At 58.1% G+C, this 20,580-nt stretch carries 31 protein-coding genes and 1 tRNA gene; 11 read left to right on the forward strand and 21 right to left on the reverse strand.

Annotated features, from left to right (window positions below; all coding sequences use genetic code 11):
- Positions 1 to 129 precede the first annotated feature (129 nt).
- The gene (locus TG4357_RS00200) at positions 130 to 1,386 is read right to left on the reverse strand and encodes a PAS domain-containing sensor histidine kinase (protein WP_058260859.1); all 1,257 of its coding nucleotides are present in this window, start codon (positions 1,384 to 1,386) and stop codon (positions 130 to 132) included.
- Positions 1,387 to 1,557: 171 nt separating this feature from the next.
- Positions 1,558 to 2,739, reverse strand: coding sequence for a PAS domain-containing sensor histidine kinase (locus tag TG4357_RS00205; RefSeq protein ID WP_074647224.1), 1,182 nt, complete (start codon positions 2,737 to 2,739; stop codon positions 1,558 to 1,560).
- Between the two features lie 335 nt (positions 2,740 to 3,074).
- Here TG4357_RS00205 and TG4357_RS00210 point away from each other — a divergent pair, with 335 nt between their 5' ends.
- Entirely contained in the window at positions 3,075 to 3,908 is an 834-nt protein-coding gene (locus TG4357_RS00210; protein ID WP_233487400.1) for a glycosyl hydrolase, read from the forward strand.
- Between the two features lie 113 nt (positions 3,909 to 4,021).
- Here the strand turns inward: TG4357_RS00210 and rpmD are convergent, their stop codons facing one another.
- The 11 genes from rpmD to rpmC form a co-directional block, all read right to left on the reverse strand.
- Positions 4,022 to 4,207: a 50S ribosomal protein L30 gene (gene rpmD / locus TG4357_RS00215; RefSeq protein ID WP_058260862.1), complete on the reverse strand. Its 186-nt coding sequence runs from the start codon at positions 4,205 to 4,207 to the stop codon at positions 4,022 to 4,024.
- Between the two features lie 12 nt (positions 4,208 to 4,219).
- Complete coding sequence (gene rpsE, locus TG4357_RS00220; RefSeq protein WP_058260863.1) at positions 4,220 to 4,795, reverse strand: 30S ribosomal protein S5; 576 nt, start codon at positions 4,793 to 4,795, stop codon at positions 4,220 to 4,222.
- A 115-nt stretch (positions 4,796 to 4,910) separates the two neighbouring features.
- The gene (gene rplR, locus TG4357_RS00225; RefSeq protein WP_058260864.1) at positions 4,911 to 5,270 is read right to left on the reverse strand and encodes a 50S ribosomal protein L18; all 360 of its coding nucleotides are present in this window, start codon (positions 5,268 to 5,270) and stop codon (positions 4,911 to 4,913) included.
- A gap of 11 nt (positions 5,271 to 5,281) precedes the next feature.
- Positions 5,282 to 5,815, reverse strand: a complete 534-nt coding sequence (rplF, locus tag TG4357_RS00230; protein ID WP_058260865.1) for a 50S ribosomal protein L6 — start codon at positions 5,813 to 5,815, stop codon at positions 5,282 to 5,284.
- Between the two features lie 10 nt (positions 5,816 to 5,825).
- A complete protein-coding gene (gene rpsH / locus TG4357_RS00235) occupies positions 5,826 to 6,218 on the reverse strand; it encodes a 30S ribosomal protein S8 (protein WP_058260866.1) in 393 nt (130 codons plus the stop codon).
- Positions 6,219 to 6,231: 13 nt separating this feature from the next.
- Positions 6,232 to 6,537: a 30S ribosomal protein S14 gene (rpsN, locus tag TG4357_RS00240; protein WP_058260867.1), complete on the reverse strand. Its 306-nt coding sequence runs from the start codon at positions 6,535 to 6,537 to the stop codon at positions 6,232 to 6,234.
- Between the two features lie 17 nt (positions 6,538 to 6,554).
- A complete protein-coding gene (gene rplE, locus TG4357_RS00245; RefSeq protein ID WP_058260868.1) occupies positions 6,555 to 7,118 on the reverse strand; it encodes a 50S ribosomal protein L5 in 564 nt (187 codons plus the stop codon).
- Positions 7,111 to 7,422, reverse strand: coding sequence for a 50S ribosomal protein L24 (rplX, locus tag TG4357_RS00250; RefSeq protein ID WP_058260869.1), 312 nt, complete (start codon positions 7,420 to 7,422; stop codon positions 7,111 to 7,113). The genes rplE and rplX overlap by 8 nt, the downstream gene beginning before the upstream one ends.
- A 1-nt stretch (position 7,423) precedes the next feature.
- Complete coding sequence (gene rplN, locus TG4357_RS00255; protein ID WP_009805806.1) at positions 7,424 to 7,792, reverse strand: 50S ribosomal protein L14; 369 nt, start codon at positions 7,790 to 7,792, stop codon at positions 7,424 to 7,426.
- 80 nt (positions 7,793 to 7,872) lie between these two features.
- On the reverse strand, positions 7,873 to 8,103 hold the full coding sequence (gene rpsQ / locus TG4357_RS00260) for a 30S ribosomal protein S17 (RefSeq protein WP_058260870.1): 231 nt from the start codon (positions 8,101 to 8,103) through the stop codon (positions 7,873 to 7,875).
- Between the two features lie 11 nt (positions 8,104 to 8,114).
- Positions 8,115 to 8,315: a 50S ribosomal protein L29 gene (gene rpmC, locus TG4357_RS00265; protein WP_058260871.1), complete on the reverse strand. Its 201-nt coding sequence runs from the start codon at positions 8,313 to 8,315 to the stop codon at positions 8,115 to 8,117.
- A 273-nt stretch (positions 8,316 to 8,588) separates the two neighbouring features.
- Between rpmC and TG4357_RS00270 the strand changes: the two genes are divergently transcribed.
- Complete coding sequence (locus TG4357_RS00270; protein ID WP_058260872.1) at positions 8,589 to 9,212, forward strand: 2OG-Fe(II) oxygenase family protein; 624 nt, start codon at positions 8,589 to 8,591, stop codon at positions 9,210 to 9,212.
- Positions 9,213 to 9,594: 382 nt separating this feature from the next.
- Here TG4357_RS00270 and rplP read toward each other — a convergent pair whose 3' ends face one another.
- The 7 genes from rplP to TG4357_RS00305 all read right to left on the reverse strand — a co-directional run bounded on the left by rplP (position 9,595) and on the right by TG4357_RS00305 (position 13,928).
- Complete coding sequence (gene rplP, locus TG4357_RS00275; RefSeq protein ID WP_058260873.1) at positions 9,595 to 10,008, reverse strand: 50S ribosomal protein L16; 414 nt, start codon at positions 10,006 to 10,008, stop codon at positions 9,595 to 9,597.
- Positions 10,009 to 10,021: 13 nt separating this feature from the next.
- Positions 10,022 to 10,735 carry a 30S ribosomal protein S3 gene (rpsC, locus tag TG4357_RS00280; protein WP_058260874.1) on the reverse strand — a complete coding sequence of 238 codons (714 nt, stop codon included), beginning with the start codon at positions 10,733 to 10,735 and terminating at the stop codon, positions 10,022 to 10,024.
- Entirely contained in the window at positions 10,735 to 11,115 is a 381-nt protein-coding gene (gene rplV / locus TG4357_RS00285) for a 50S ribosomal protein L22 (protein ID WP_058260875.1), read from the reverse strand. Before rplV ends, rpsC begins: the two co-directional genes overlap by 1 nt.
- Before the next feature lie 3 nt (positions 11,116 to 11,118).
- Complete coding sequence (gene rpsS / locus TG4357_RS00290; protein ID WP_058260876.1) at positions 11,119 to 11,397, reverse strand: 30S ribosomal protein S19; 279 nt, start codon at positions 11,395 to 11,397, stop codon at positions 11,119 to 11,121.
- 3 nt (positions 11,398 to 11,400) lie between these two features.
- Positions 11,401 to 12,243, reverse strand: coding sequence for a 50S ribosomal protein L2 (rplB, locus tag TG4357_RS00295; protein WP_058260877.1), 843 nt, complete (start codon positions 12,241 to 12,243; stop codon positions 11,401 to 11,403).
- A 489-nt stretch (positions 12,244 to 12,732) separates the two neighbouring features.
- A tRNA-Arg gene (locus tag TG4357_RS00300) sits at positions 12,733 to 12,809 on the reverse strand.
- Between the two features lie 537 nt (positions 12,810 to 13,346).
- Positions 13,347 to 13,928 carry a Crp/Fnr family transcriptional regulator gene (locus tag TG4357_RS00305; RefSeq protein WP_058260878.1) on the reverse strand — a complete coding sequence of 194 codons (582 nt, stop codon included), beginning with the start codon at positions 13,926 to 13,928 and terminating at the stop codon, positions 13,347 to 13,349.
- Between the two features lie 90 nt (positions 13,929 to 14,018).
- On the opposite strand from TG4357_RS00305, the gene TG4357_RS00310 reads away from it, so the two are divergent.
- Positions 14,019 to 14,588 (forward strand): hypothetical protein, encoded by a 570-nt coding sequence (locus tag TG4357_RS00310; RefSeq protein ID WP_058260879.1) that lies wholly within the window; start codon positions 14,019 to 14,021, stop codon positions 14,586 to 14,588.
- Here TG4357_RS00310 and TG4357_RS00315 read toward each other — a convergent pair.
- The gene (locus TG4357_RS00315; RefSeq protein WP_058260880.1) at positions 14,543 to 15,427 is read right to left on the reverse strand and encodes a LysR family transcriptional regulator; all 885 of its coding nucleotides are present in this window, start codon (positions 15,425 to 15,427) and stop codon (positions 14,543 to 14,545) included. The two genes, TG4357_RS00310 and TG4357_RS00315, sit on opposite strands and share 46 nt — an antisense overlap.
- Before the next feature lie 97 nt (positions 15,428 to 15,524).
- Here TG4357_RS00315 and TG4357_RS00320 point away from each other — a divergent pair, with 97 nt between their 5' ends.
- The 8 genes from TG4357_RS00320 to TG4357_RS00350 all read left to right on the forward strand — a co-directional run.
- Positions 15,525 to 16,505 (forward strand): NAD(P)-dependent alcohol dehydrogenase, encoded by a 981-nt coding sequence (locus tag TG4357_RS00320; protein WP_058260881.1) that lies wholly within the window; start codon positions 15,525 to 15,527, stop codon positions 16,503 to 16,505.
- A gap of 46 nt (positions 16,506 to 16,551) precedes the next feature.
- Positions 16,552 to 16,908 carry a VOC family protein gene (locus TG4357_RS00325; RefSeq protein ID WP_058260882.1) on the forward strand — a complete coding sequence of 119 codons (357 nt, stop codon included), beginning with the start codon at positions 16,552 to 16,554 and terminating at the stop codon, positions 16,906 to 16,908.
- Positions 16,909 to 16,957: 49 nt separating this feature from the next.
- Complete coding sequence (locus tag TG4357_RS00330) at positions 16,958 to 17,758, forward strand: GNAT family N-acetyltransferase (RefSeq protein ID WP_058260883.1); 801 nt, start codon at positions 16,958 to 16,960, stop codon at positions 17,756 to 17,758.
- Positions 17,759 to 17,839: 81 nt separating this feature from the next.
- Positions 17,840 to 18,625, forward strand: coding sequence for an SDR family NAD(P)-dependent oxidoreductase (locus TG4357_RS00335; protein ID WP_058260884.1), 786 nt, complete (start codon positions 17,840 to 17,842; stop codon positions 18,623 to 18,625).
- 33 nt (positions 18,626 to 18,658) lie between these two features.
- A complete protein-coding gene (locus tag TG4357_RS00340) occupies positions 18,659 to 19,261 on the forward strand; it encodes a DUF4386 family protein (protein WP_058260885.1) in 603 nt (200 codons plus the stop codon).
- A 253-nt stretch (positions 19,262 to 19,514) separates the two neighbouring features.
- Positions 19,515 to 19,640: a hypothetical protein gene (locus TG4357_RS19900; protein ID WP_267886179.1), complete on the forward strand. Its 126-nt coding sequence runs from the start codon at positions 19,515 to 19,517 to the stop codon at positions 19,638 to 19,640.
- A 44-nt stretch (positions 19,641 to 19,684) separates the two neighbouring features.
- Entirely contained in the window at positions 19,685 to 20,437 is a 753-nt protein-coding gene (locus tag TG4357_RS00345) for an SNF2-related protein (RefSeq protein WP_233487401.1), read from the forward strand.
- Positions 20,415 to 20,580: transposase (locus TG4357_RS00350; RefSeq protein WP_144433910.1), on the forward strand; the 166-nt coding region annotated here is incomplete at its 3' end. The genes TG4357_RS00345 and TG4357_RS00350, both read left to right, overlap by 23 nt.

Below are 20,580 nucleotides of genomic sequence, written 5' to 3' on the forward strand. Positions count from 1 at the left end.
CGGCTTTTCTTGATTGTTGATTCTGTGGCGTATGTGGCCACCGGGCGCGTATAAACGCAAGCCCTGCGCATTGCAAGAGAACTGACAGGCAGGGCGCGACAGACAGGACGCGACGGGCCGGGCGCGGAATCAGACCACCGGCAATTCGATCCAGACCCGCACCCCGCCCGCCGGTGATTGTTCGATCCCGATCCGGCCGCCCATCGCATCCACATAGGTCCGCGCCAATGTCAGCCCAAGCCCAACGCCCGATATGTCACTGTGTTTGTAGATCAGCCGCTCAAACGGTTCGAACACCCGGTGAACATCTGCCGGATCAAGCCCCGGCCCGTTGTCATCGATCCGAATATGGCACATTCCGCCACGAACTTCGGCGGACACCCCCACCTGACAATCCTTGTCGCTGTATTTAGCGGAATTTTCAAACAGCAATGCCAGCGCCCGAACCAACAGATCGGTGTTTCCGCGCAGTTTCAGGCCTTCGGGAATCTGGAACCGATAGTCGATCAGGTGGTCTGTCTTGAGCCGCTCATTGCGCTGACGGGCCATATCCAGCACTTCCAGCAAATCGATTTGTTCGATCGCCGACGCGACCTTGCCGGTGGACACCATCGTCATGTTGGTGGCTTTCTGGGTCAGGCCAATCAGGTTCACCCCCGCGTCGAGAATGAACTTGGCGTAATCCCTGAGCATCCGGCCCGATTCCGGCGTTCCGTCCGCATGCAGCAGATCCAGCAGTTCGGCATAGCCGATGATCGTGTTCAGCGGGGTGCGGATTTCATGGCTGAGCGTCGACATAACGTCATTGAGCAATTTCACATTGGATTGCGTCGAGCTGAGCGCCAGCCTCAGATCCTCGGTCCGTTCACGGACCAGGTCTTCGAGATTGCGGTGCTGAATTTCCAGTTCTTTCAGATTGCGGCGATGTCGTTGCAATTCGTCGCTTTGGGAAAGCCGTTCGGTGATATCGGTCACGTAAGCCGCACTGAAGACCTTGTCATCGTGCAGGATCCCGGTCAGACCGATTTCAATCGGCACATCATGGCCATCCCGATGACGCCCGAACAAGACCTGATTCCCCCCCATCCCCCGGGACTTGGGGGCCGCCGTGAACCCTTTGCGCAATTTTTCGTGGGTAGCGCGCAAATGTTCCGGCAGCAGGTTTTCCAACGGTTTGCCATGCAGTTCCCCGCGCTGATACCCGAATATGTTGCACAAAGACTGGTTGGCCCAAACCACACTGCCGTCATCATCGACGACGATCACACCGTTGGGGGACTGTTCGGCGACCGCTTTCAAAAGAAAATCGAGATTCGGCGCGTCGAATCCGTCTTTCAAAGACTGCTGGCCCGGTGAATTTGTCGGGTCATCCGAGGGTCTTGGCATATTGGCTTCCGGCTCCGCGCAGTTCCATCAGGGTTGGAACGTCGGATGTTAACAATATCTTAGCTACATAAAGAAGCTGTAAGTGAAATAGAGCTTTAGCAGGGCCAAAGCGCCGGTCGCTGTCGTCATCCCGTGGGGCGGCGAAACCGCGTTTCCCCGTGATCGATCCATTCAGGCAAGCGGTAATTCCAGCCAGACCCGCAACCCGCCCAACGGTGAATGGTCCATCCCGATCTTTCCGCCCATCGCCGTCATATAAGCATGGGCCAATGTCAGCCCCAGACCGACACCCGACACGCTGCCATGTTTCTGATTCAACCGTTCGAAAGGTTCGAACGCCTTTTGATAATCTGCTTCGTTCAACCCGTCGCCATTGTCATCCAATCGCAGCCGGCACCACCCTTCCCTGTTCTCCGCCGAAATGAGCAGCTTGCTTTCGGGGCCGGCATATTTCGCCGTGTTTTCGATCAAAAATTCCAAGGTACGGATCAGCAGCTCTTCGTCGCCTTTCACCTTCGGCACATCCGCCAGATCGGTCTGGATTTCCCTCACCTTTCCACGCATCGACTTGGCGCTGCGTCTGCGCGCCCGATCTATGATATCTTCCCATGTCAAAGGTATGGTTTGCGCGCTCGCCCCACCCGACGACACCACCGTCATTTCCGATGCCTTTTCGACCAGATCGACCAACTTGTTACCAGCATCCAAAATGAGGTCCGGGAAATCTTCCAAGTCTCCGGCAAACCCGACAATGTTTCCATCCACCATGGATTTCATCATCTCTGCATAGCCGACAATGACGCTCAACGGGGTCCGAAATTCATGACTGAAGGACTGCAACACATCTTGTAGAAGTTTCACATTCGTTTCAGTCGATCGCAACGCAATCCGCAATTCCTCGGTCCGTTCCTCAACCTTCTGTTCCAGATTGTGGCGATAGATTTCCAATTCCTTTTCGTGGGCATACCGTGGCGTGACATCAATGACAAAAGCGATCGAATAGGCCTGTTTGTCCGTTTCCAATCTGCCGAGACCGACTTCTATGGGGATATTTCTGCCGTCCCGATGCCGCCCGAACAGAACGATTTCCCCCCCCATTGACCGACGGGAAGAATGGCGGGCAAATGAATCCCGCAAACCCACGTGACGGGCTTTCACGTCATCGGGCACAAGGGTTTCAATCGGTTTTCCGATCAGGTCCGCCCCGGAGTAGCCAAAGATCTTCTCCAACGCGGCATTGATCCAAACAATCGTCCCTGACGTTTCGGTAATGACAATCCCGCTAGGCGAAGCGTCGCCTAATTGCCCAGCAAATTGTTCAACTGAAGTGAGGTCGAGTCCAGAATGAGACAACGTTGCCGTCCTCCATAAAATGGATGCGTCTTAAATATGTTTTTATGATGCATTTTTATTAACGACGGCCAAGCGCTTTTTCTTATGAAATTACTCATATAAATTAGGAAGATACGCGCCTAAGAGAAGCTCATGAGCCGCCCCACCCGCCATGCGGGCAAACACCCTGAGCACATCTTTTAACCTGTGTTCTGGTGCCTCATGTTTGAGCGCTCCTTAAAATTGTACTCCAAATATCACGGATCGGCCCGATATTTGCTTCATTCCTCAGCATTATTGCCGTTACCCCACCTATGAAACGTATCAGAACCCGTGTCAGATCCATGATCCGAACTTTGGCTTGTATTCTAGGACTCCTTGTCCTCGCCCAATCAGCAATCGCTCAAAAGGCGGGGGTTGGTGCTTGGGAAAACCCTGGCAAAACCACGCTGGAATGGATCGAAAAACGCCCCGGGCTGGAATGGTATTACAACTGGCGTCCGGATCAGATTTGGCATCGAGGCGGGGTATCGCGCACCGTGGAATTCGTGCCGATGATCCACAATGCCCGCGACGTGAATAAACGGATCGTATCATCGCGCCGTGCCAAGGCATTGCTGGGGTTCAACGAACCCGACCGCAACAATGGCAAGCATCAGGCGGGGCTTTCGGTCAAGAAAGCCGCGGCACTTTGGCCCAAGCTTGAATCGCGCGGTCTGCGGCTTGGATCGCCGGCCACCACGCAAGGGGAAACGCTTGGCAAGGGATCGTGGCAGCACCGTTTCATGACCGAAGTCGACCGCCGCGGTTTGCGGGTCGATTTCATGGCGGTGCATTATTATTCGAAAAATGGCGATGTGGCCGCATTCCGCAACTGGCTGCAAGCGGTGCATCGCAGTTATGGCCGCCCGATCTGGGTAACCGAATTTGCCATGATCGATTGGAACCGCCCCGGTGCCGTCACTTATCAGCAAAACGCCCGTTTCGCCCAACAGGCCATTGCGATGATGGAAAACCTGGCTTTTGTAGAACGTCACGCCTGGTTCGCGGCCAACCCTTACCCGTGGAAGGGTAAATCCCCCCAGATCAACCTGGTGGATCGCAATATGAAACCGACCCCGGTGGGGCTTGCCTTTGACAAGGTGCTGACCCGCGTCGGATCGCGCAAGGTTGCCGGGTTAAACGATTAAGGCGGAAACAGCGTTTAAGAACCTACAGCCGCCCCCCGAACAGAAAAACCCCCGGCCATGTCTGACCGGGGGTTCATCATTTCTCAGGCCGGGCTTCAGCCCGGTTCGTCGCGTTAGTCGCGCTCTTCGATGATTTCGACCAGGTGCGGGATCTTGTTGACCATGCCACGGATCGAGGGCGTGTCTTCAAGTTCGCGGGTCTTGTGCATCTTGTTCAGACCCAGACCGATCAGGGTCTGGCGCTGAATGGCGGGGCGACGGATCGGAGACCCGATCTGTTTGACAACGATAGTAGCCATATCGAATTCTCCTTACGCTTCAGCTTGCGCGGTTTCTGCCGCAGCAGGAGCTTCATCCTTGCGCAGGATGTCGGCCACTTTTTTGCCACGACGGGCCGCAACCGAACGCGGGCTGGCTTCTTTGGTCAAGCCGTCCAGCGTAGCGCGGATCATGTTATAGGGGTTCTGCGACCCGATCGATTTCGACACCACGTCCTTGATGCCCAGCATTTCGAACACGGCACGCATCGGACCACCGGCGATGATCCCGGTCCCTTCCGGCGCGGTGCGCATGACGACTTTACCGGCGCCATGACGGCCCGACATGTCGTGATGCAGCGTGCGGCCTTCTTTCAGCGGCACACGGATCATTTGACGCTTGGCTTGTTCGGTGGCTTTGCGGATGGCCTCGGGGACCTCTTTCGCTTTACCTTTACCAAAGCCGACACGGCCTTTCTGATCGCCAACAACCACCAGAGCGGCAAAGCCGAAGCGCTTACCACCTTTTACGGTTTTCGACACCCGGTTGATTGCGACCAGACGATCGGCGAATTCCGGAGTTTCATCACGATCGCGGCGGTTACCACGACGGTTATCACGTTCTGCCATTCGGCATTCCTTTCATGATGGCGCGGCGAGGCGCCTTTGTGCTCAATCCTGGTGGCGGCCCCATACGGGGGCGCGTCCCGGATCATCGGGGGGACGCGAACGTCCCCCGCAAGTCTTAGAACTTCAGACCACCTTCACGCGCAGCGTCGGCCAGAGCCTTCACCTTGCCATGAAACAGGAAGCCGCCGCGGTCGAAATAGCATTCCTCGACGCCGGCTTTCTTGGCGCGCTCGGCGATTGCCGTGCCCACCTTGGCTGCTGCTTCGACATTGTTCTTGCCAACCACACCGAGGTCCTTCTCCAGAGAGGAGGCCGCGGCCAAGGTGACACCTTGAACGTCGTCGATCAGCTGCACGCTGATGTTCTTGTTGGAGCGATGAACCGACAGGCGCATTTTGCCACGATTCACTTTCCGCTGCTTGTTCCGAACGCGCAAGCGGCGCTTCAGAAACAGGGTACGTTTGCTGTTTGCCATTTTGCTCGTCCTTACTTCTTCTTGCCTTCCTTACGGAAGATATACTCGTCTTTGTACTTGATGCCCTTGCCCTTATAGGGTTCCGGCGCACGCCATTCGCGGATATTTGCCGCGACCTGGCCGACGAGTTGCACATCGTCACCTTCGATAACGATTTCGGTCTGCTTCGGGCACGTCACGGTCACACCGTTGGGTACTTCGAAGTTGACTTCATGCGAATAACCAAGGTTCAGCTTCAGGACATTGCCTGCCATCTGTGCCCGGTAACCCACGCCGTTGATCTCAAGCTCTTTCTTGAAGCCTTCGCTCACACCTTTGACCATGTTGGCCACAACGGTGCGCGACATACCCCACTGCTGACGGGCGCGCTTGGATTTGCCACGCGGCGTCACGGTTACGACATTGTCGTCGACCGTCAGGGTCACATCGTCAGTTGCGGTAAAGCTCTGGGTCGCTTTCGGACCCTTCACTTCGATAGTCTGACCCGAGACAGTGGCGGAAACGCCGCTGGGAAGATCGACCGGTTTTTTACCAATACGAGACATTGCAACCTCCTTAGAAGACGGTGCAGAGCACTTCGCCGCCAACATTGTTGGAGCGTGCAGCTGCGTCCGACATCACACCTTTCGGAGTGCTGACAATCGACACGCCCAGGCCCTGACGGACCGACGGGATGTCCTTGACGCCCATGTAGACGCGACGACCGGGTTTGGAAACCCGTTTCACTTCGCGAATGACCGGGGTGCCTTCGTAGTATTTCAGGCTGATTTCCAAGGTCGGATGACCATCGGAATCGGTGCCTGCTTCGTAGCCGCGGATGTAGCCTTCGTCAGCCAACACATCCAGAACCCAACCACGCAGTTTCGACGCGGGGGTCGACACGGTCGACTTGCCACGCATCTGGGCGTTACGGATACGGGTGAGCATATCGCCGATAGGATCGTTCATATCACTCTCTCCCTTACCAGCTGGATTTCACCAAACCGGGGATCTGGCCAAACGAGCCAAGTTCCCGCAGCATGATACGGCTGACCTTGAGCTTACGGTAGTAAGCGTGGGGACGACCGGTCAGCTGACAACGGTTGTGAAGACGGGTAGCCGAGCTGTTGCGCGGCAGTTCAGCAAGCTTCAGAGAAGCGCGAAAACGCTCTTCCATCGGCTTTTCTTTGTCATTGATGATCTCTTTGAGAGCAGCGCGCTTAGTGGCATAACGGGCCACCAGCTTTTGACGCTTCTTCTCGCGTTCGACCATGGATTTCTTAGCCATTACTCTATCTCCCCGCGTCAGCTATTGAAGGGCATGTTGAAGGCTTTCAACAGGCTCTTGGCTTCCGCGTCGGTATCCGCGGTGGTGGCAATCACAATGTCCATGCCCCAGACTTCATCGACCTTGTCGAAGTCAATCTCGGGGAAGACGATGTGTTCTTTCAGACCAGTGGCGTAGTTGCCGCGACCATCAAACGATTTGCCCGACACGCCGCGGAAGTCGCGGATACGGGGCATTGCGATGGTGATCAGACGATCCAGGAATTCGTACATCCGGTCGCCGCGCAGGGTCACTTTCGCGCCCATCGGCATACCTTCACGAACACGGAACCCAGCGATCGAGTTCTTGGCAATCGTGGTCAGGGCCTTCTGACCGGCGATCAGCGACAGGTCTTCCTGCGCCGACTTGGCTTTCTTGCTGTCTTTGACAGCTTCTGCACCACAGCCGATGTTCAGAACGATCTTGTCCAGACGCGGGATCTGCATGTCGTTTTTATACCCGAACTCTTCTTTCAGAGCGGCCCGGATCGTTTCGACATAAAGCGCCTTCAGACGCGGGGTATAAGTCGCGGTATCAAGCATCGATCACGTCCCCCGTGGTCTTGGCAAAACGGACTTTCTTGTCGCCTTCCATACGGAAGCCAACGCGGGTCGCTTTGCCATTTGCGTCGAGATAGGCCAGGTTCGACAGCTGGATCGGCATTGCCTTGGGCAGGCGGCCACCTTGGCTGGTCTGGGTCTGGCGGGTGTGACGGATGGCCATGTTCAGACCTTCAACCACGGCTTTGCCGGCTTTCGGATCGATCGAGGCGATGACGCCTTCTTGACCCTTGTCCTTGCCGGTCAGGACGACGACCTTGTCGCCTTTTTTCAGTTTGGCAGCCATCTTACAGCACCTCCGGGGCGAGCGAGATGATCTTCATGAAGTTCTTCGCGCGAAGTTCGCGAACAACCGGCCCGAAGATACGGGTGCCGACCGGTTCGCCTGCGTTATTCAGAATAACGGCGGCGTTGCGGTCAAAACGGATCGAAGTGCCATCTTCACGACGGACTTCTTTGGCGGTGCGTACGACGACGGCCTTACGGACGTCCCCTTTTTTTACGCGACCGCGTGGGATGGCTTCTTTCACCGACACCACGATGATGTCGCCGACCGACGCATAGCGACGGTGCGAGCCACCCAGAACCTTGATGCACTGAACTCGGCGAGCGCCGGAGTTATCAGCAACATCCAGATTGGTCTGCATCTGGATCATTTGGTTTCTCCCGACCTGTGGGGGGGCTTGCAGTCGCCCGTGTCCCCAGGGTTTCGATTAAAGCTTTGCAAAGGGATCGCTTACGCGACGACCACTTCCCAACGCTTGGTTTTCGACTTCGGCGCGCATTCCTGAATGCGGACGGCGTCGCCGACGTTGAATTGGTTGTTTTCGTCGTGAGCCCGATATTTTTTGGACTTACGAATGGTTTTCTTCAGAACCGGATGGGTGAAGCGGCGCTCGACCAGAACGGTCACGGTCTGTGCGTTGGCGTTCGAGGTAACGGTGCCAGAGAGAATACGTTTGGGCATCAGACAGGTCCTTATTCAGCAGCCGCTTGGGCTTTTTGGTTCAGCACGGTTTTGACACGGGCCGCATTACGGCGGACCTGGCGCATACGCGCGGTGTTTTCCAGCTGACCGGTGGCCTGTTGAAAGCGCAGGTTAAACGCTTCTTTCTTCAGCGAAGCCAGTTCCTCGCGGAGCTGGTCCGGAGACTTTTCACTCAGTTCATTGGCGTTCATCGCCTTTTCCTTTTCTACTGCACCAGAAGGCCCCAAAGGTCACCTTGTGCCTGGTGGTTTCAAAACAAACACGCGAATCCCAGTCACCCGGAATCCGCGAGATGTTGCTCTATAAGGGGGGGATATCCGGGTGGCAAGGGAAAGTTCTTATTTTTCGCGCCGCCCCACATTGATATGCTCCCTGCTCACAGTCCTCGCTGAGACCTGCCGGGGGCTTGGCCTGCGGCGCAACGGCCTCTCGCCCTTTGTTCCGGGCTGCGCTATGACGGTGCCATGTCACAGATTGAATCGCTCTTCGTTACCCGCCTTTACCGCGCCCGGCTTAGTGAATTCGACCCTGCGGTCGATACTGACGAGTTGGAAGCATCCTGCTATTCGATCGCCGAGGATGACGAGGCGGGTCAGGAATGGTGCGAAGAAAACGGGTATCCCGGCTACACCTCCTATGCGTCTCTGACCGATCTTGGCTGGCGTTTTCCGATCTTTGCCGACGTGATCAAGGCGCTGGACCAGCACGTGGCAAATTTCGCCAAAGATCTTGAATTCGATCTGGGTGACAAGGAACTGGTGCTTGAAGATCTGTGGATCAACATCTTGCCCGAAGGCGGCACGCACAGTTCGCACCTGCACCCGCATTCGGTGATTTCCGGCACGACCTATGTGTCGATGCCCGACGGCGCGTCGGCCCTGAAGCTGGAAGACCCCCGCTCGGCCCGGATGATGGCCGCCCCGGCCCGCAAGAAAGACGCGCGGCGCGAACTGCAGACCTTCATCTATGTGAAGCCCGAGGTGGGCGACGTGTTGCTGTGGGAAAGCTGGCTGCGCCACGAGGTGCCGATGAACATGGCCGAGGATGAACGGATTTCGGTCAGTTTCAATTACAAATGGGGCGAGTGAGCCGCTAACACCCGCGCCCCGGACTATTTCCGGGCGGGACGCTTGGTGCCAGATATGGGGTGGTGCCCCCCCCATCGGTTAACGCGATCTTTCTACCGACAGCTTGGTGGGGTGAAACCCCACCCTACGGCTTGCTGAGGGCCGCGCCCGACCTGGAGGGCGCATGCACTCCACTTGATCGATGCGTGTGCTTCAAAGCATAGATGCCGCGCAAGGTATGAGCGACATCGCCAAACGCGCCCTCCGGGGGGGAGGTCGGGCGCGGCCCGGCCTTGGGCCGGGCGAGACATTTCAAAAACGCCTTGCAAAACAAAACCCCCGTGCGATCGCTCGCACGGGGGGTTCGATTTTTCCGTAGGCCGGGCTTTAGCCCGGCACCACCTTACCAGTCTTCGCGAACCACGACGCGGGTCTTGATCGGCAGCTTCATCGCGGCCAGACGCAGCGCTTCGCGCGCAACATCTTCGTCGACGCCATCGATTTCGAACATCACGCGGCCCGGCTTGACCTTGGCGGTCCAGCGATCCACCGACCCTTTACCTTTACCCATCCGAACCTCGATCGGTTTGGCGGTGACCGGCAGGTCGGGGAAGATGCGGATCCAGACACGGCCCTGACGCTTCATATGACGGGTCATGGCACGACGTGCGGCTTCGATCTGACGGGCAGTGATCCGTTCCGGTTCGATGGCTTTCAGGCCGAACGAACCGAAGTTCAGGTCGCTGCCGCCTTTTGCCAGACCGTGAATCCGGCCTTTGTGCATCTTGCGGAATTTTGTACGCTTTGGTTGAAGCATATCTCAGGACTCCTTAACGACGGCCGCGCGGTGCAGCACCACGAGGGGACGGGCCATCCTGAAGTTCAGCGGCGCGACGGTCACGAGCCTGCGGGTCGTGTTCCATGATTTCGCCTTTGAAGATCCAGGTTTTAATGCCGATGATGCCATAGGGCGTCGCGGCTTCTGCATGGGCGTAATCAATGTCGGCCCGCAGGGTGTGCAAAGGCACGCGGCCTTCACGATACCATTCGGTCCGCGCGATTTCCGCGCCACCCAGACGACCAGCAACATTCACACGAATGCCCAAGGCGCCCATACGCATTGCGTTCTGAACCGAGCGCTTCATCGCGCGACGGAACGAAACCCGGCGTTCCAGCTGCTGGGCGATCGATTCCGCCACCAGCTGTGCGTCCAGTTCCGGCTTGCGCACTTCGACGATGTTCAAGTGCAGTTCGCTGTCGGTCATGTTCGCCAGCTTCTTGCGCAGAACTTCGATATCGGCACCTTTTTTGCCGATGATCACGCCGGGACGTGCGGTGTGAATGGTCACACGGCACTTTTTGTGCGGGCGTTCGATGATCACACGGGCGACACCGGCTTGCTTGCACTCTTCCTTGATGAACTCACGGATTTTCAGATCTTCCAGCAGAAGATCGCCATAATCCTTGGTATCGGCGTACCAGCGGCTGTCCCAGGTGCGGTTGACCTGAAGACGCATGCCGATCGGATTGACTTTCTGACCCATTAGGCTTGCTCCTCAACTTGACGCACCTTGATGGTGAGTTCCGAGAACGGCTTGATGATCTTGCCGAAACGACCACGGGCCCGCGGGCGACCGCGTTTCATGGTCAGGTTCTTGCCGACATAAGCTTCGGCGACGACCAGTTCATCAACGTCCAGGTTATGGTTGTTCTCGGCGTTGGCGATGGCCGACTGCAAGCACTTCTTGACGTCCTGCGCGATCCGCTTCTTCGAGAAGGTCAGGTCGTTCAGAGCCTTGTCGACCTTCTTACCGCGGATCATGCCGGCAACCAGATTGAGTTTCTGCGGGCTGGTACGAAGCATGCGGGTTTTCGCCATTGCTTCGTTTTCGGCCACGCGGCGGGGATTCTTTGCCTTGCCCATGGCTTACTTCCTCTTCGCTTTTTTGTCGGCCGCATGCCCGTAGTAAGTACGGGTCGGCGAATATTCACCGAACTTCTGGCCAATCATATCTTCGGACACGTTGACCGGGATATGTTTGTGACCGTTGTAAACGCCAAACGTCAGGCCCACGAATTGGGGCAGGATCGTCGAACGACGCGACCAGATTTTGATGACTTCATTGCGACCCGATTCACGCGATGCTTCGGCTTTCTTAAGCACGTAAGCATCCACAAAGGGGCCTTTCCAAACAGAGCGAGACATATATTAGCGCCCTTTCTTCTTAGCGTGACGCGAGCGAACGATGAGCTTCTGCGACGCCTTGTTGGTGTTACGGGTGCGTTTACCCTTGGTCGGCTTACCCCAGGGGCTAACCGGGTGACGGCCACCGGAGGTACGGCCTTCACCACCACCATGGGGGTGGTCGATCGGGTTCATAACGACACCGCGGACGCTCGGGCGGATGCCCTTGTGGCGCATACGGCCGGCTTTACCGAAGTTCTGGTTGCTGTTGTCGGGGTTCGACACGGCACCCACGGTGGCCAGGCATTCCTGACGCACCAGGCGCAGTTCGCCCGAACTCAGACGGATCTGAGCGTAACCGCCATCACGACCGACGAACTGGGCATAGGTGCCTGCCGCGCGGGCGATCTGGCCGCCTTTGCCGGGTTTCAGCTCGATGTTGTGAATGATGGTACCGATCGGCATGCCCGAAAACGGCATCGCGTTGCCCGGCTTGATGTCGGCCTTGGCCGATGCGATCACCTTGTCACCAATCGCCAGACGCTGCGGGGCCAGAATATAGGCCTGCTCGCCGTCTTCGTATTTGATCAGCGCGATGAACGCGGTCCGGTTGGGGTCATATTCGATCCGCTCAACGGTGGCGGCGACATCGAATTTGTTACGTTTGAAATCGACGATACGATAGAGGCGCTTTGCCCCACCGCCTTTGCGGCGCATCGTGATCCGTCCGGTGTTGTTGCGGCCGCCGTTCTTGGTCAGACCCTCAGTGAGGGATTTGACCGGACGACCTTTCCACAGCTCCGAACGGTCGATCAGTACCAGCCCACGCTGGCCTGGCGTCGTCGGCTTATACGACTTGAGTGCCATGCTTTCTGTCTTCCGAATTGTAAGATGGGCCCCTGCCCATCCGGGTTATAGCCCCCTCGAGAGGTGACCAACTTGATAGGGCCCCGAAGGTCCCCGGCTAAAAATCATGGGCCCCGGAACGAATCCGAGGCCACAAGATTGAGGCGATGTAGCAGAGAGGTCGGGGGGTGTCTATAGGAATAGGACGGCCTGCCAATACGAGGAAACCTGGCGCTTCGGTAATCCCCCCATTTTTAACGGGGTCCAGCCGTAGAATTCACGCGGCTGTTTTCAATTTCATTGCGGGTGTTATGCCGCCGATGCCCATGTTGGGTCTCTCGTTTTTATAAGTCCAGAGCGAAGCGCCCTCTGCATTGCGGTTTCGAACCAAAGGTCGTCCGGGGGAACCTTGCCGCGGACAATGCCTACACGGTGTTGTCTGGGGAACCAGTAACAAGTGGTTTTGACATTGCGCGATGATGCGATAACATCCCAACAAGTTTAGATTTTTGGCGGCCCCGGAAGGACTTGAACCCTCAACCTCGGACTTAGAAGGTCCTTGCTCTATCCAGTTGAGCTACGGAGCCGCTGAAAGCAGTCTGTAAAACAGTCCGCGATATTCTACTACTTGCTAATCACCTTTAATTCAAAGCGATATTTGGACTTGACCAACCGATTAAAAGTCAGGTGCTCTATCCAGCTGAGCTACCGGGCCACACGTTTCTATTACATCCATGATATGGGTGTTAAAAGCCCAAACCGGACGTCAAACTCAAGATCTAGGCGGGGTCAGGGCTCATCCAGGATGTCAGATGAACTTGCGCGGTTCGACCGATTCATACCTGTTGGGGACCCTCCTATAGAGGGAGAGCTTCTTCCTCGGGGTTTGATCGCCATTGCCACCTCACGACCGCGCAGTCGAAGTAAAGCAAACTGTATAGCGATTTATATAGAAGAATCGATCCAAGTGAACGAAATTGGCCGTAAATAGCGCCAAAATTCACTTCAAAAACAGTGACATACAAAATGTTCGCAATGATTTCGAAATGATGGTGGGTGGCGGAGGGAACGGGACCGAGGTCGAACCTTCTCTGATCACTAAGAAATTGTAACTATGATACTTTCTATAGATTACCCGAATTTCTCAGTCGGCTCAGCGTCACGGGCGTCATTCCAAGAAACGACGAAATCTGAGTGTGAGTGAACAGGGTTTCATGATCAGGATAGTGGCTACGAAACCACTCCAGCCGCTCCTTGGCCTTGAGTGCGGCGAGGCTCCATTCCCGGCTTGTCTTGCGCTCAAGTTCGGCGCGGAGCACGGCATTGGCCCACTCCTCGATCGCTGAGGAACCTCGCATCAGTTTCAGAAGGGTCGCCGCCGATACCGAAGCGACCTGCCCGTCCGACTCCAGTCTCAGGTTGACAAGGGATTTGCCGTCGGCGGCGCGCGCCAGATTAGGCGCGATCACACATGGCCCGACGTAGAAGCCCACGCAAACTTCGCGCCCATCGGCGTCGCCGATCAGACTGACCACCTTCCCTGACAACAGAATGTATTCCATCACGTCTGGCTCACCCTGCCGGGCGAGGAAGTCGGTTTTCGGAAGTACTTTCGCCACGAACGCCCCGGCCAAAGCGCGTGCATCGGCGGCGGTCAGATCACCGAAAATCCGTCGGTCCCGTTCAAAGCTGCTTGCGATCTGCATTTCTGACGCCCCGTTAACAAAAGACAATGCCCAGCAAGCAAGGCGCCCCTACCAACGACACATACCTCAAACGCGATAGGAGTTCTTCACATGAAAATCGAACACAGCGGCAAGGCGGCATTCCTGTTCGGGATTGGCGCCATGATCATCTACCTCGTTATGGTGCTGGGAACGCTTGGACATCTGACCGATCTCGCAGGGGTGCTGCCGTTCGATCTTCGTCCCACAGGGTATTCTCAGGTCGATGCCGAGGGTCTGCTGCAAGCCCTCGGTGAGTCCGGGCGCCACTATTATCTCACGCGGCAAATCCCTTTGGATACGCTCTACCCCGCATTGCTGGCGCTGACCCTGATTTTGGCTCTTCGATGGCGTTCCTTCAGGTTCGGGCCGACGCTGATGACCAAGATAGGCGGAGCCTTGGCAATCCTGGCCGCGACTTTCGACTACCTGGAAAACCTCGGCATAAGCCTCATGCTGCTGTCTGGATCAGAGTCCGACCTTGCGCTGGTAAAGGCCGCAAGCACAGCGTCGATCCTGAAGTCTGCTCTGACGACGGCTGCCATACTTGCCGTTATAACCACACTGTTACCGATCTGGTTGCAGCGATTGTCAAATCACCCCCCGATGAAATCCGCGCGCCGCTCGAGCAGGCTCTCGTAGAGGAAATCGACGAAGAGCCGGACCCGCTGCACCCGGCGCAGATCGCCATGCATCAGCACCCAGGTCGAGCGGCTTTGGTCTAGCTCGGTTCCTGGCACCCGTTGAAGTTCGGGAAAGACGCTCTGCACCCATGCGGCAAGGAACGTCATGCCCGCTCCGGCCCGGGCGAGATGCATATGCATCGCAGGATCCGGGATGGCATGGCGCACTGCAGCACGCGGAAACGGCGAGGCGGCGATCATCGCCTGCAATTCCGGCACCTCGCCGTAACCGAGCCAGGTCAGACCCTCACCGCATGGCCCGGAATCGTGCAGATGCCTGTCGATGTAGCTGCGCGATGCGAAAACACCGATCGACAGCGGAAACAGCTTGCGCCCCACGGCATCACCGGTGAGGTCGCGCACATGGCGGATCGAGACGTCGGCCTCAAGCTTTTCGATCGAGTCGATGGCGTAGGACAGGTTCATGTCGATGTGGATGTCGGGATAGAGCGACAGGAACTCGCCCAGAACCGGCGCCAGCAGGAAATGCGCGGTCATCGGATCGACCGACAGACGGATGCGACCCGCCGCCTCGCTATCGAGCCCGCGAACGGCGTTGAAGCCCTGGCGCAAGGACGCTTCGGCCTCGAGTGCCTGCGGCAGCAGCTTGCGGCCCGCCGCCGACAGTTCCAGCCCGCCCGCACTGCGCCGGAACAGCTGCACACCCAGCTGCGCCTCCAGCCCCTCGACTTGTCGGCGCACGGTGGCGTGGGTGCCGCCCGTTTGCTCGGCGGCCCCTCGCAGCGATCCCGCCCGCGCAACGGCCAGAAAGGCCGGAAGAGATTTCCAATCCACCATGCGGATCGATTATGAACCACAGTGGTGCATGAACTGCAATATTCGGATGGAATTCGGTCCGGTAGAGACAGGGCAACCGAACCGAAAGGAGTCCACCATGACCGCAACACTCTCTGCATGGAGCATCAATCATTATGGCAACCCCGAGGTGTTGAACCCGGTAACCCGGCCCATTCCGACACCTGGTCCGACCGAGATCCTGATCCGTATCCGCGCCTCGGCCGTGACGCGCGCCGATGGCATGATGCGGGCCGGGCAGCCCCGCTTTGCACGGCTATTCCTCGGCCTGCGCCGCCCGCGTCAAAACCTGTCGGGCACCGGGCTCTCGGGCGAGGTGATCGCCATGGGTGACCATGTTAGCCGGTTTGCCGTGGGCGACGTGGTCTTCGGTGAGGCGGGCCTGAAGTTCGGGGCAAATGCCAGCCACATCTGCCTCGATGAGTCCGGCGTGCTGATGAAGAAGCCCGCGGCACTTTCGCATGAAGACGCCGCCGTGATGTGCGATGGGCCGCTGACCTCGCTAAACTTCTTGCGCGAGGTGGCTGAACTGCGCGCGGGGCAGAAGGTCCTGATCCTCGGCGCCTCGGGCAGCCTGGGCAGCGCGGCGGTGCAGATCGCCGCCGCGATGGGAGCCGAGGTCACCGGCACCTGCAGCGCCCGCAACGCCAACATGGTGACGTCGCTTGGGGCCGACAGGGTCATCGACTACAGCCGCGAGGATTTCAGCCGACAGGCCGAGCGGTATGACGTGATCTACGACACGCTCGGCGTCTCGTCCTTCGCCGAGGCCAAGGGCAGCCTGACCCGCTCCGGCCGCTACGTCTGCCCGGTACTGGGCCTCGGCCTGCTTGGCGCGATGGTGCGCACGCGCGTCGCGGGCTCCCGCAAGGTCCGCTTCTCGGCCACCGGGATGCTCAAGCCGGACGTGCTGCGCCCGATGCTCGGCACCCTCACACGGATGGTCGAGGACGGCACGCTGGCGCCGGTCATCGACCGGGTCTACCCTTTGGGCGACCTGATCGAGGCGCACCGCCATATGGAAACCGGGCACAAGCGCGGCAATGTCGTCGTCGTGTAAGTGCGCGCCACGCAGTCAACTGAACCACCAAATCGGAGAGACACCCATGAAGATGAATTACTTCGTCGTCGGAACAAACGACATGCACGCATCGAAGGCCTTCTACGACGGACTTTTCGCGGGCGCGGGTCTTCAGACCATGTCGCCGTCGGACCGCATGACTTACTGGCTCGGCGACGACTTTGCCTTCGCAATCGCGACACCCTTCGATGAGGCGCCGGCAACCAACGGGAATGGCACGATGGTTGGCTTTTGTGTCGGAGCAAAGGAAGAGGTTGAAAGGATGCACGGCCTGGCCCTTGAATTGGGCGGCACCTGCGAAGGCGCGCCCGGTCAGCGTGGCCCGAAATTCTCGGCCTATGTGAGGGACCTTGATGGCAACAAGCTGTGTCTGTCTGACTAGGATCGGGACTTGTCGACAGGCCCACCCGTTGATTTAGGAAAACACGAAGATGACACGCATTGTTTCCTTTCCAGAATCCGGCGTTGATCTGGGTGCTCTGCATTGCGCCATGCTCGCCGCGTTTTCTGATTATGTCGTTCCGTTGCAACCAGATGCAGACACGTTCAAGGCGGCGCTGAGATCGAGAGGTTTTGACCCCGCGGCGTCCTTCGTAGCCGTCGACGATGGTGAAGTCATCGGGTTTTGGAACGTGGCGACGCGGAACAACCAACGGTATCTGATAGGCAGCGGAACCCGGATTAGCCACAGAGGCCGGGGATTGGCGTCTCGTTTGGGCATGGCGGCGATACGTGCGGCGGAGAATGCCGGAAGCGAGAGCTTTTGGCTTGAGGTCATCGAGGGAAACGAAAGCGCTGAGCGTCTCTATCGGAAGCTGGGTTTTGAGGTGACCAGAAAGCTCGACTGTTATCGGCTTGATCATCCATCACCCGATCCGTCCACATGCGAACGGTCGGATTTCGGGACCGTTGCCAATGCCATTCAGAGGTATTCGACCTGGGAGCCGACCTGGCAGAACGCTACGGAAACCATCTCCGGCTCACCGCTGACGTCCTTCCTGCATGAAAAAGGCGGCGCGATCGTCGGTGCAGGCGGTCTCGTGCATCAGATAGCCGCCAGCGACCTCTCGGCCTTGGCGGACCTTCTCGCTGCGGCAGCGACGGTCGGCTCGCTGACATTGGTCAATGTCGAGTCCGCCGACAGTGTCTTGTGTTCTCTCCTACAGGAGCTTGGGGCTGATCGTTTCATCGTTCAGTATGAAATGCGCCTGTCATTGCCAAACCTGTCCTAGCGGTCGGGGATGGGCCTGCTTACGGAAAGCCCGGCTTGATGGCTCTGCGCAGCGACCGCAACCAACATAGAAAAGAATAACATGTCCCGATTGAACACCAAGATTTGCATCGTCACGGGTGCGGGCCGCGGCATCGGCGCCGCGATCGGGCGGGCCTTCGCCCGGGAAGGAGCTACTGTCGTCGTGACCGACAAGAACGAGACTAGCGCCGCCGATGTCGCCCGTGAGATCGGCGGGCATCACCTGCGCCTCGATGTAGCGTCCGAGGCCGACTGGACAGCACTTGCCGAGGGGTGGCCTGCCTGCGACGTCCTGGTGAACAATGCCGGGATCACGGGCTTCGAGGAAGGCCTGCGCCAGCACGACCCCGAGCACGCCTCGCTGGCGGATTGGCGTGCCGTGCATGCGGTCAATCTCGACGGCACATTTCTCGGCTGCCGCTATGCGATCGGCGCGATGCGCACCAGGGGCAGCGGGTCGATTATCAACATATCGTCTCGTTCCGGTATGGTGGGCATTCCGGCGGCAGCGGCCTATGCGTCGTCCAAGGCCGCCGTTCGCAATCACACCAAGTCGGTCGCGCTATACTGCGCCGAACAGGGGCTGAACATCCGCTGCAATTCGATCCACCCGGCGGCGATCCTGACGCCGATGTGGGAGCCGATGCTGGGCGACGGGCCGGACCGCGAGGCCCGCATGGCCGCCTTCGTGGCCGACACGCCGATGCGCCGCTTTGGCACGGTCGACGAGGTCGCCTCCATCGCGCTGCTGCTCGCCTCGGACGAGGCCGCCTACATGACCGGAACGGAACTGACCGTCGACGGCGGGTTGCTGGCCGGCTCCGCAGCCACGCCGCAGACGAGCTGAGCTGTAACAAGCGACGCAAAAAGGGGAAAAAAGATGACCCGAACCAAACCGAAAAAAACTTCCTTTTTGTATGGATGGCCCATGTCTGATCAATTGCGACTTCGAATTGTGGGTCTATCAATTCTCGCTGCGTTTCCTCTCTTTGGAGGAGGTCAAGTGCTGTTGGGAGGCGATTTGAACTGGCTTGGTCAGTTGATGTGCTTCAGCAATTCAGCAGTCGTTATCGCCATCGGCGTTCTGATGCGCCCTGTGATCGCAACGACCGCACCGCGTAGCGCAGACATCTACCGGGCCGCCCGCATTACGGAAGCCGTGCTTCTGGCGATCAGCGTTTTGATCGTTCAGGGCAGCCTGAGCACCCTGCCATTTTCCAGCGACGTGTTCTATCGGGTCGCGATGGTTGTGCTCGGCCTCGGCAGCATACCGATGTGTCTCTGGCTGCTCAGCACAAAGATCGTTCCAACCATGCTTGGAGCGTTGGGCCTTGCCGGATACCTATGCCTCGTCGCCGCGATGATTGCTTCCGCATCAGGCTCTGGAACGGCGTCACTGGCTCTGCTGCTGCCGGGGACCGCTTTTGAAGTGATCTTTGGGGTCACTTTGGTGCTGCGACGAAGGCAGTTCGAGCCTACTTAGGCCCGAAGGAGCAAACGGATCTCCACGATGCGATTATGGCCTAGCTTCGGTAACGGTGTGTCGATCACCAGCGTAGATTTCCTTGCGGGCAGGTCTCTTCGGTTCTCCGCCCCGGAGCGTTCCTCGGCTTTCACCCCGGCCTACGGTGTAACCATCCTGGCCGAGACGGCCTTCTGCCTGCGGCTGCTGCTTCAGCGGGCGCCGACCTGAAGCGCGACTGCCCTCGCAAGAGGTTTCCGGGGTCGCGCTGCACTTGCAGATCGTCGAAGGTCCGCCCGCCGCGCAGACCATCGACGTCCTGCATGGCGGAGCGGGCGGCGACTTCCGCTCCCTGCTGGGGCTTTCGGCCCTGGCCGCGCACATCGATATTGGATCCTAACGACTTATACAACGCTGGCGAACTATCAGCATTCTCTGGGCCGTATTTCCTTTGCGGCGTTGGTCATGGACGAGATCCAAGCGATCAAGAACAAGGATACAATTGCCTCGAAGGCTGTCGAGGCGATGAACGCATCATTCCGGATCGGGTTGACCGGCACACCGATCGAAAACACGACCATGGATTTGTGGACAATTATGGATCGCCTCGCGCCCGGGGCGCTCGGCTCTGGCTCGGAGTTCAAGACGCGCTATCAGGTTCCGAATGAGGAAAAGCTGACGGAACTATATGCTAGGGTATTCAAGGGTAAGGACAGGTTTCCGCCACTCGGGTTGCGGCGCCTGAAGGACGATGTCGCCCGCGACCTGCCCAAGAAGACGCGGTTTCTCCATCCCCGGTTGATGCCTCCGGTTCAGGCCGAAACCTATGATCTCGCTCAGAAGAAATTTGCTCAAGGTGGCGCCGGAGCAGCGCTCAAAGCGCTTCACCATATTCGTTCGGTTTCGGTGCATCCGAGTGCTGATGCTGCTGTGCCGCCGGAAGTCTTCGTGGAAATGAGCGCGCGGCTGGAAGCGACGATCGAGATCCTCAAGCGGTTGCAGACCGAGGGTGCACGGGCGCTGGTATTCATCGAGCACCGCAAGATACAGTTCCTTTTTGCTGAGCTGGTGCGATATTTCTTCGGTCTTGAGAAGGTGGATATAATCAATGTGGACCTGTCGCGGTTTGATGCCGCTCCTTTGATAGCATTTACTGCAACAAAGGAGACGAACTATGGGCACAGGAAGAACGGATGAATTCCGCAAAGACGCGGTGCGAATTGCGCTGACCAGCGGGCTGACACGGCGACAAGTTGCGGATGATCTGGGCGTTGGGCTTTCGACGCTGAACAAGTGGGTGAACGCGCACCGTGGCACGGATGTGGTATCTCCCGAGGATC

The organism is Thalassovita gelatinovora (assembly GCF_001458355.1).
In the GTDB taxonomy this organism is placed as follows: Bacteria; Pseudomonadota; Alphaproteobacteria; order Rhodobacterales; family Rhodobacteraceae; genus Thalassobius; species Thalassobius gelatinovorus.

Bases quoted from the DNA above. Each gene is read 5' to 3' on its own strand.
- rplX (WP_058260869.1), bottom strand. From the start codon at position 7,422: ATGGCTGCCAAACTGAAAAAAGGCGACAAGGTCGTCGTCCTGACCGGC.
- TG4357_RS00315 (WP_058260880.1), bottom strand. From the start codon at position 15,427: ATGGTGGATTGGAAATCTCTTCCGGCCTTTCTGGCCGTTGCGCGGGCG.
- rpsH (WP_058260866.1), bottom strand. From the start codon at position 6,218: ATGAACGATCCTATCGGCGATATGCTCACCCGTATCCGTAACGCCCAG.
- TG4357_RS00335 (WP_058260884.1), top strand. From the start codon at position 17,840: ATGTCCCGATTGAACACCAAGATTTGCATCGTCACGGGTGCGGGCCGC.
- rpsN (WP_058260867.1), bottom strand. From the start codon at position 6,537: ATGGCTAAGAAATCCATGGTCGAACGCGAGAAGAAGCGTCAAAAGCTG.
- rplV (WP_058260875.1), bottom strand. From the start codon at position 11,115: ATGGGCAAGGCAAAGAATCCCCGCCGCGTGGCCGAAAACGAAGCAATG.
- TG4357_RS00325 (WP_058260882.1), top strand. From the start codon at position 16,552: ATGAAGATGAATTACTTCGTCGTCGGAACAAACGACATGCACGCATCG.
- rplF (WP_058260865.1), bottom strand. From the start codon at position 5,815: ATGTCTCGTATTGGTAAAAAACCGGTCGATCTTCCCAGCGGCGTTTCC.
- TG4357_RS00305 (WP_058260878.1), bottom strand. From the start codon at position 13,928: ATGCAGATCGCAAGCAGCTTTGAACGGGACCGACGGATTTTCGGTGAT.
- rpsE (WP_058260863.1), bottom strand. From the start codon at position 4,795: ATGGCAGAACGTGATAACCGTCGTGGTAACCGCCGCGATCGTGATGAA.
- rpsS (WP_058260876.1), bottom strand. From the start codon at position 11,397: ATGTCTCGCTCTGTTTGGAAAGGCCCCTTTGTGGATGCTTACGTGCTT.
- rplR (WP_058260864.1), bottom strand. From the start codon at position 5,270: ATGGCAAACAGCAAACGTACCCTGTTTCTGAAGCGCCGCTTGCGCGTT.
- TG4357_RS00310 (WP_058260879.1), top strand. From the start codon at position 14,019: ATGAAAATCGAACACAGCGGCAAGGCGGCATTCCTGTTCGGGATTGGC.
- rpmD (WP_058260862.1), bottom strand. From the start codon at position 4,207: ATGGCTACTATCGTTGTCAAACAGATCGGGTCTCCGATCCGTCGCCCC.
- rplP (WP_058260873.1), bottom strand. From the start codon at position 10,008: ATGCTTCAACCAAAGCGTACAAAATTCCGCAAGATGCACAAAGGCCGG.
- TG4357_RS00320 (WP_058260881.1), top strand. From the start codon at position 15,525: ATGACCGCAACACTCTCTGCATGGAGCATCAATCATTATGGCAACCCC.
- rplN (WP_009805806.1), bottom strand. From the start codon at position 7,792: ATGATCCAGATGCAGACCAATCTGGATGTTGCTGATAACTCCGGCGCT.
- TG4357_RS00330 (WP_058260883.1), top strand. From the start codon at position 16,958: ATGACACGCATTGTTTCCTTTCCAGAATCCGGCGTTGATCTGGGTGCT.
- rpmC (WP_058260871.1), bottom strand. From the start codon at position 8,315: ATGAACGCCAATGAACTGAGTGAAAAGTCTCCGGACCAGCTCCGCGAG.
- rplE (WP_058260868.1), bottom strand. From the start codon at position 7,118: ATGCTTGATACCGCGACTTATACCCCGCGTCTGAAGGCGCTTTATGTC.
- TG4357_RS00340 (WP_058260885.1), top strand. From the start codon at position 18,659: ATGACCCGAACCAAACCGAAAAAAACTTCCTTTTTGTATGGATGGCCC.
- rplB (WP_058260877.1), bottom strand. From the start codon at position 12,243: ATGGCACTCAAGTCGTATAAGCCGACGACGCCAGGCCAGCGTGGGCTG.
- TG4357_RS00200 (WP_058260859.1), bottom strand. From the start codon at position 1,386: ATGCCAAGACCCTCGGATGACCCGACAAATTCACCGGGCCAGCAGTCT.
- rpsC (WP_058260874.1), bottom strand. From the start codon at position 10,735: ATGGGTCAGAAAGTCAATCCGATCGGCATGCGTCTTCAGGTCAACCGC.
- rpsQ (WP_058260870.1), bottom strand. From the start codon at position 8,103: ATGCCCAAACGTATTCTCTCTGGCACCGTTACCTCGAACGCCAACGCA.
- TG4357_RS00270 (WP_058260872.1), top strand. From the start codon at position 8,589: ATGTCACAGATTGAATCGCTCTTCGTTACCCGCCTTTACCGCGCCCGG.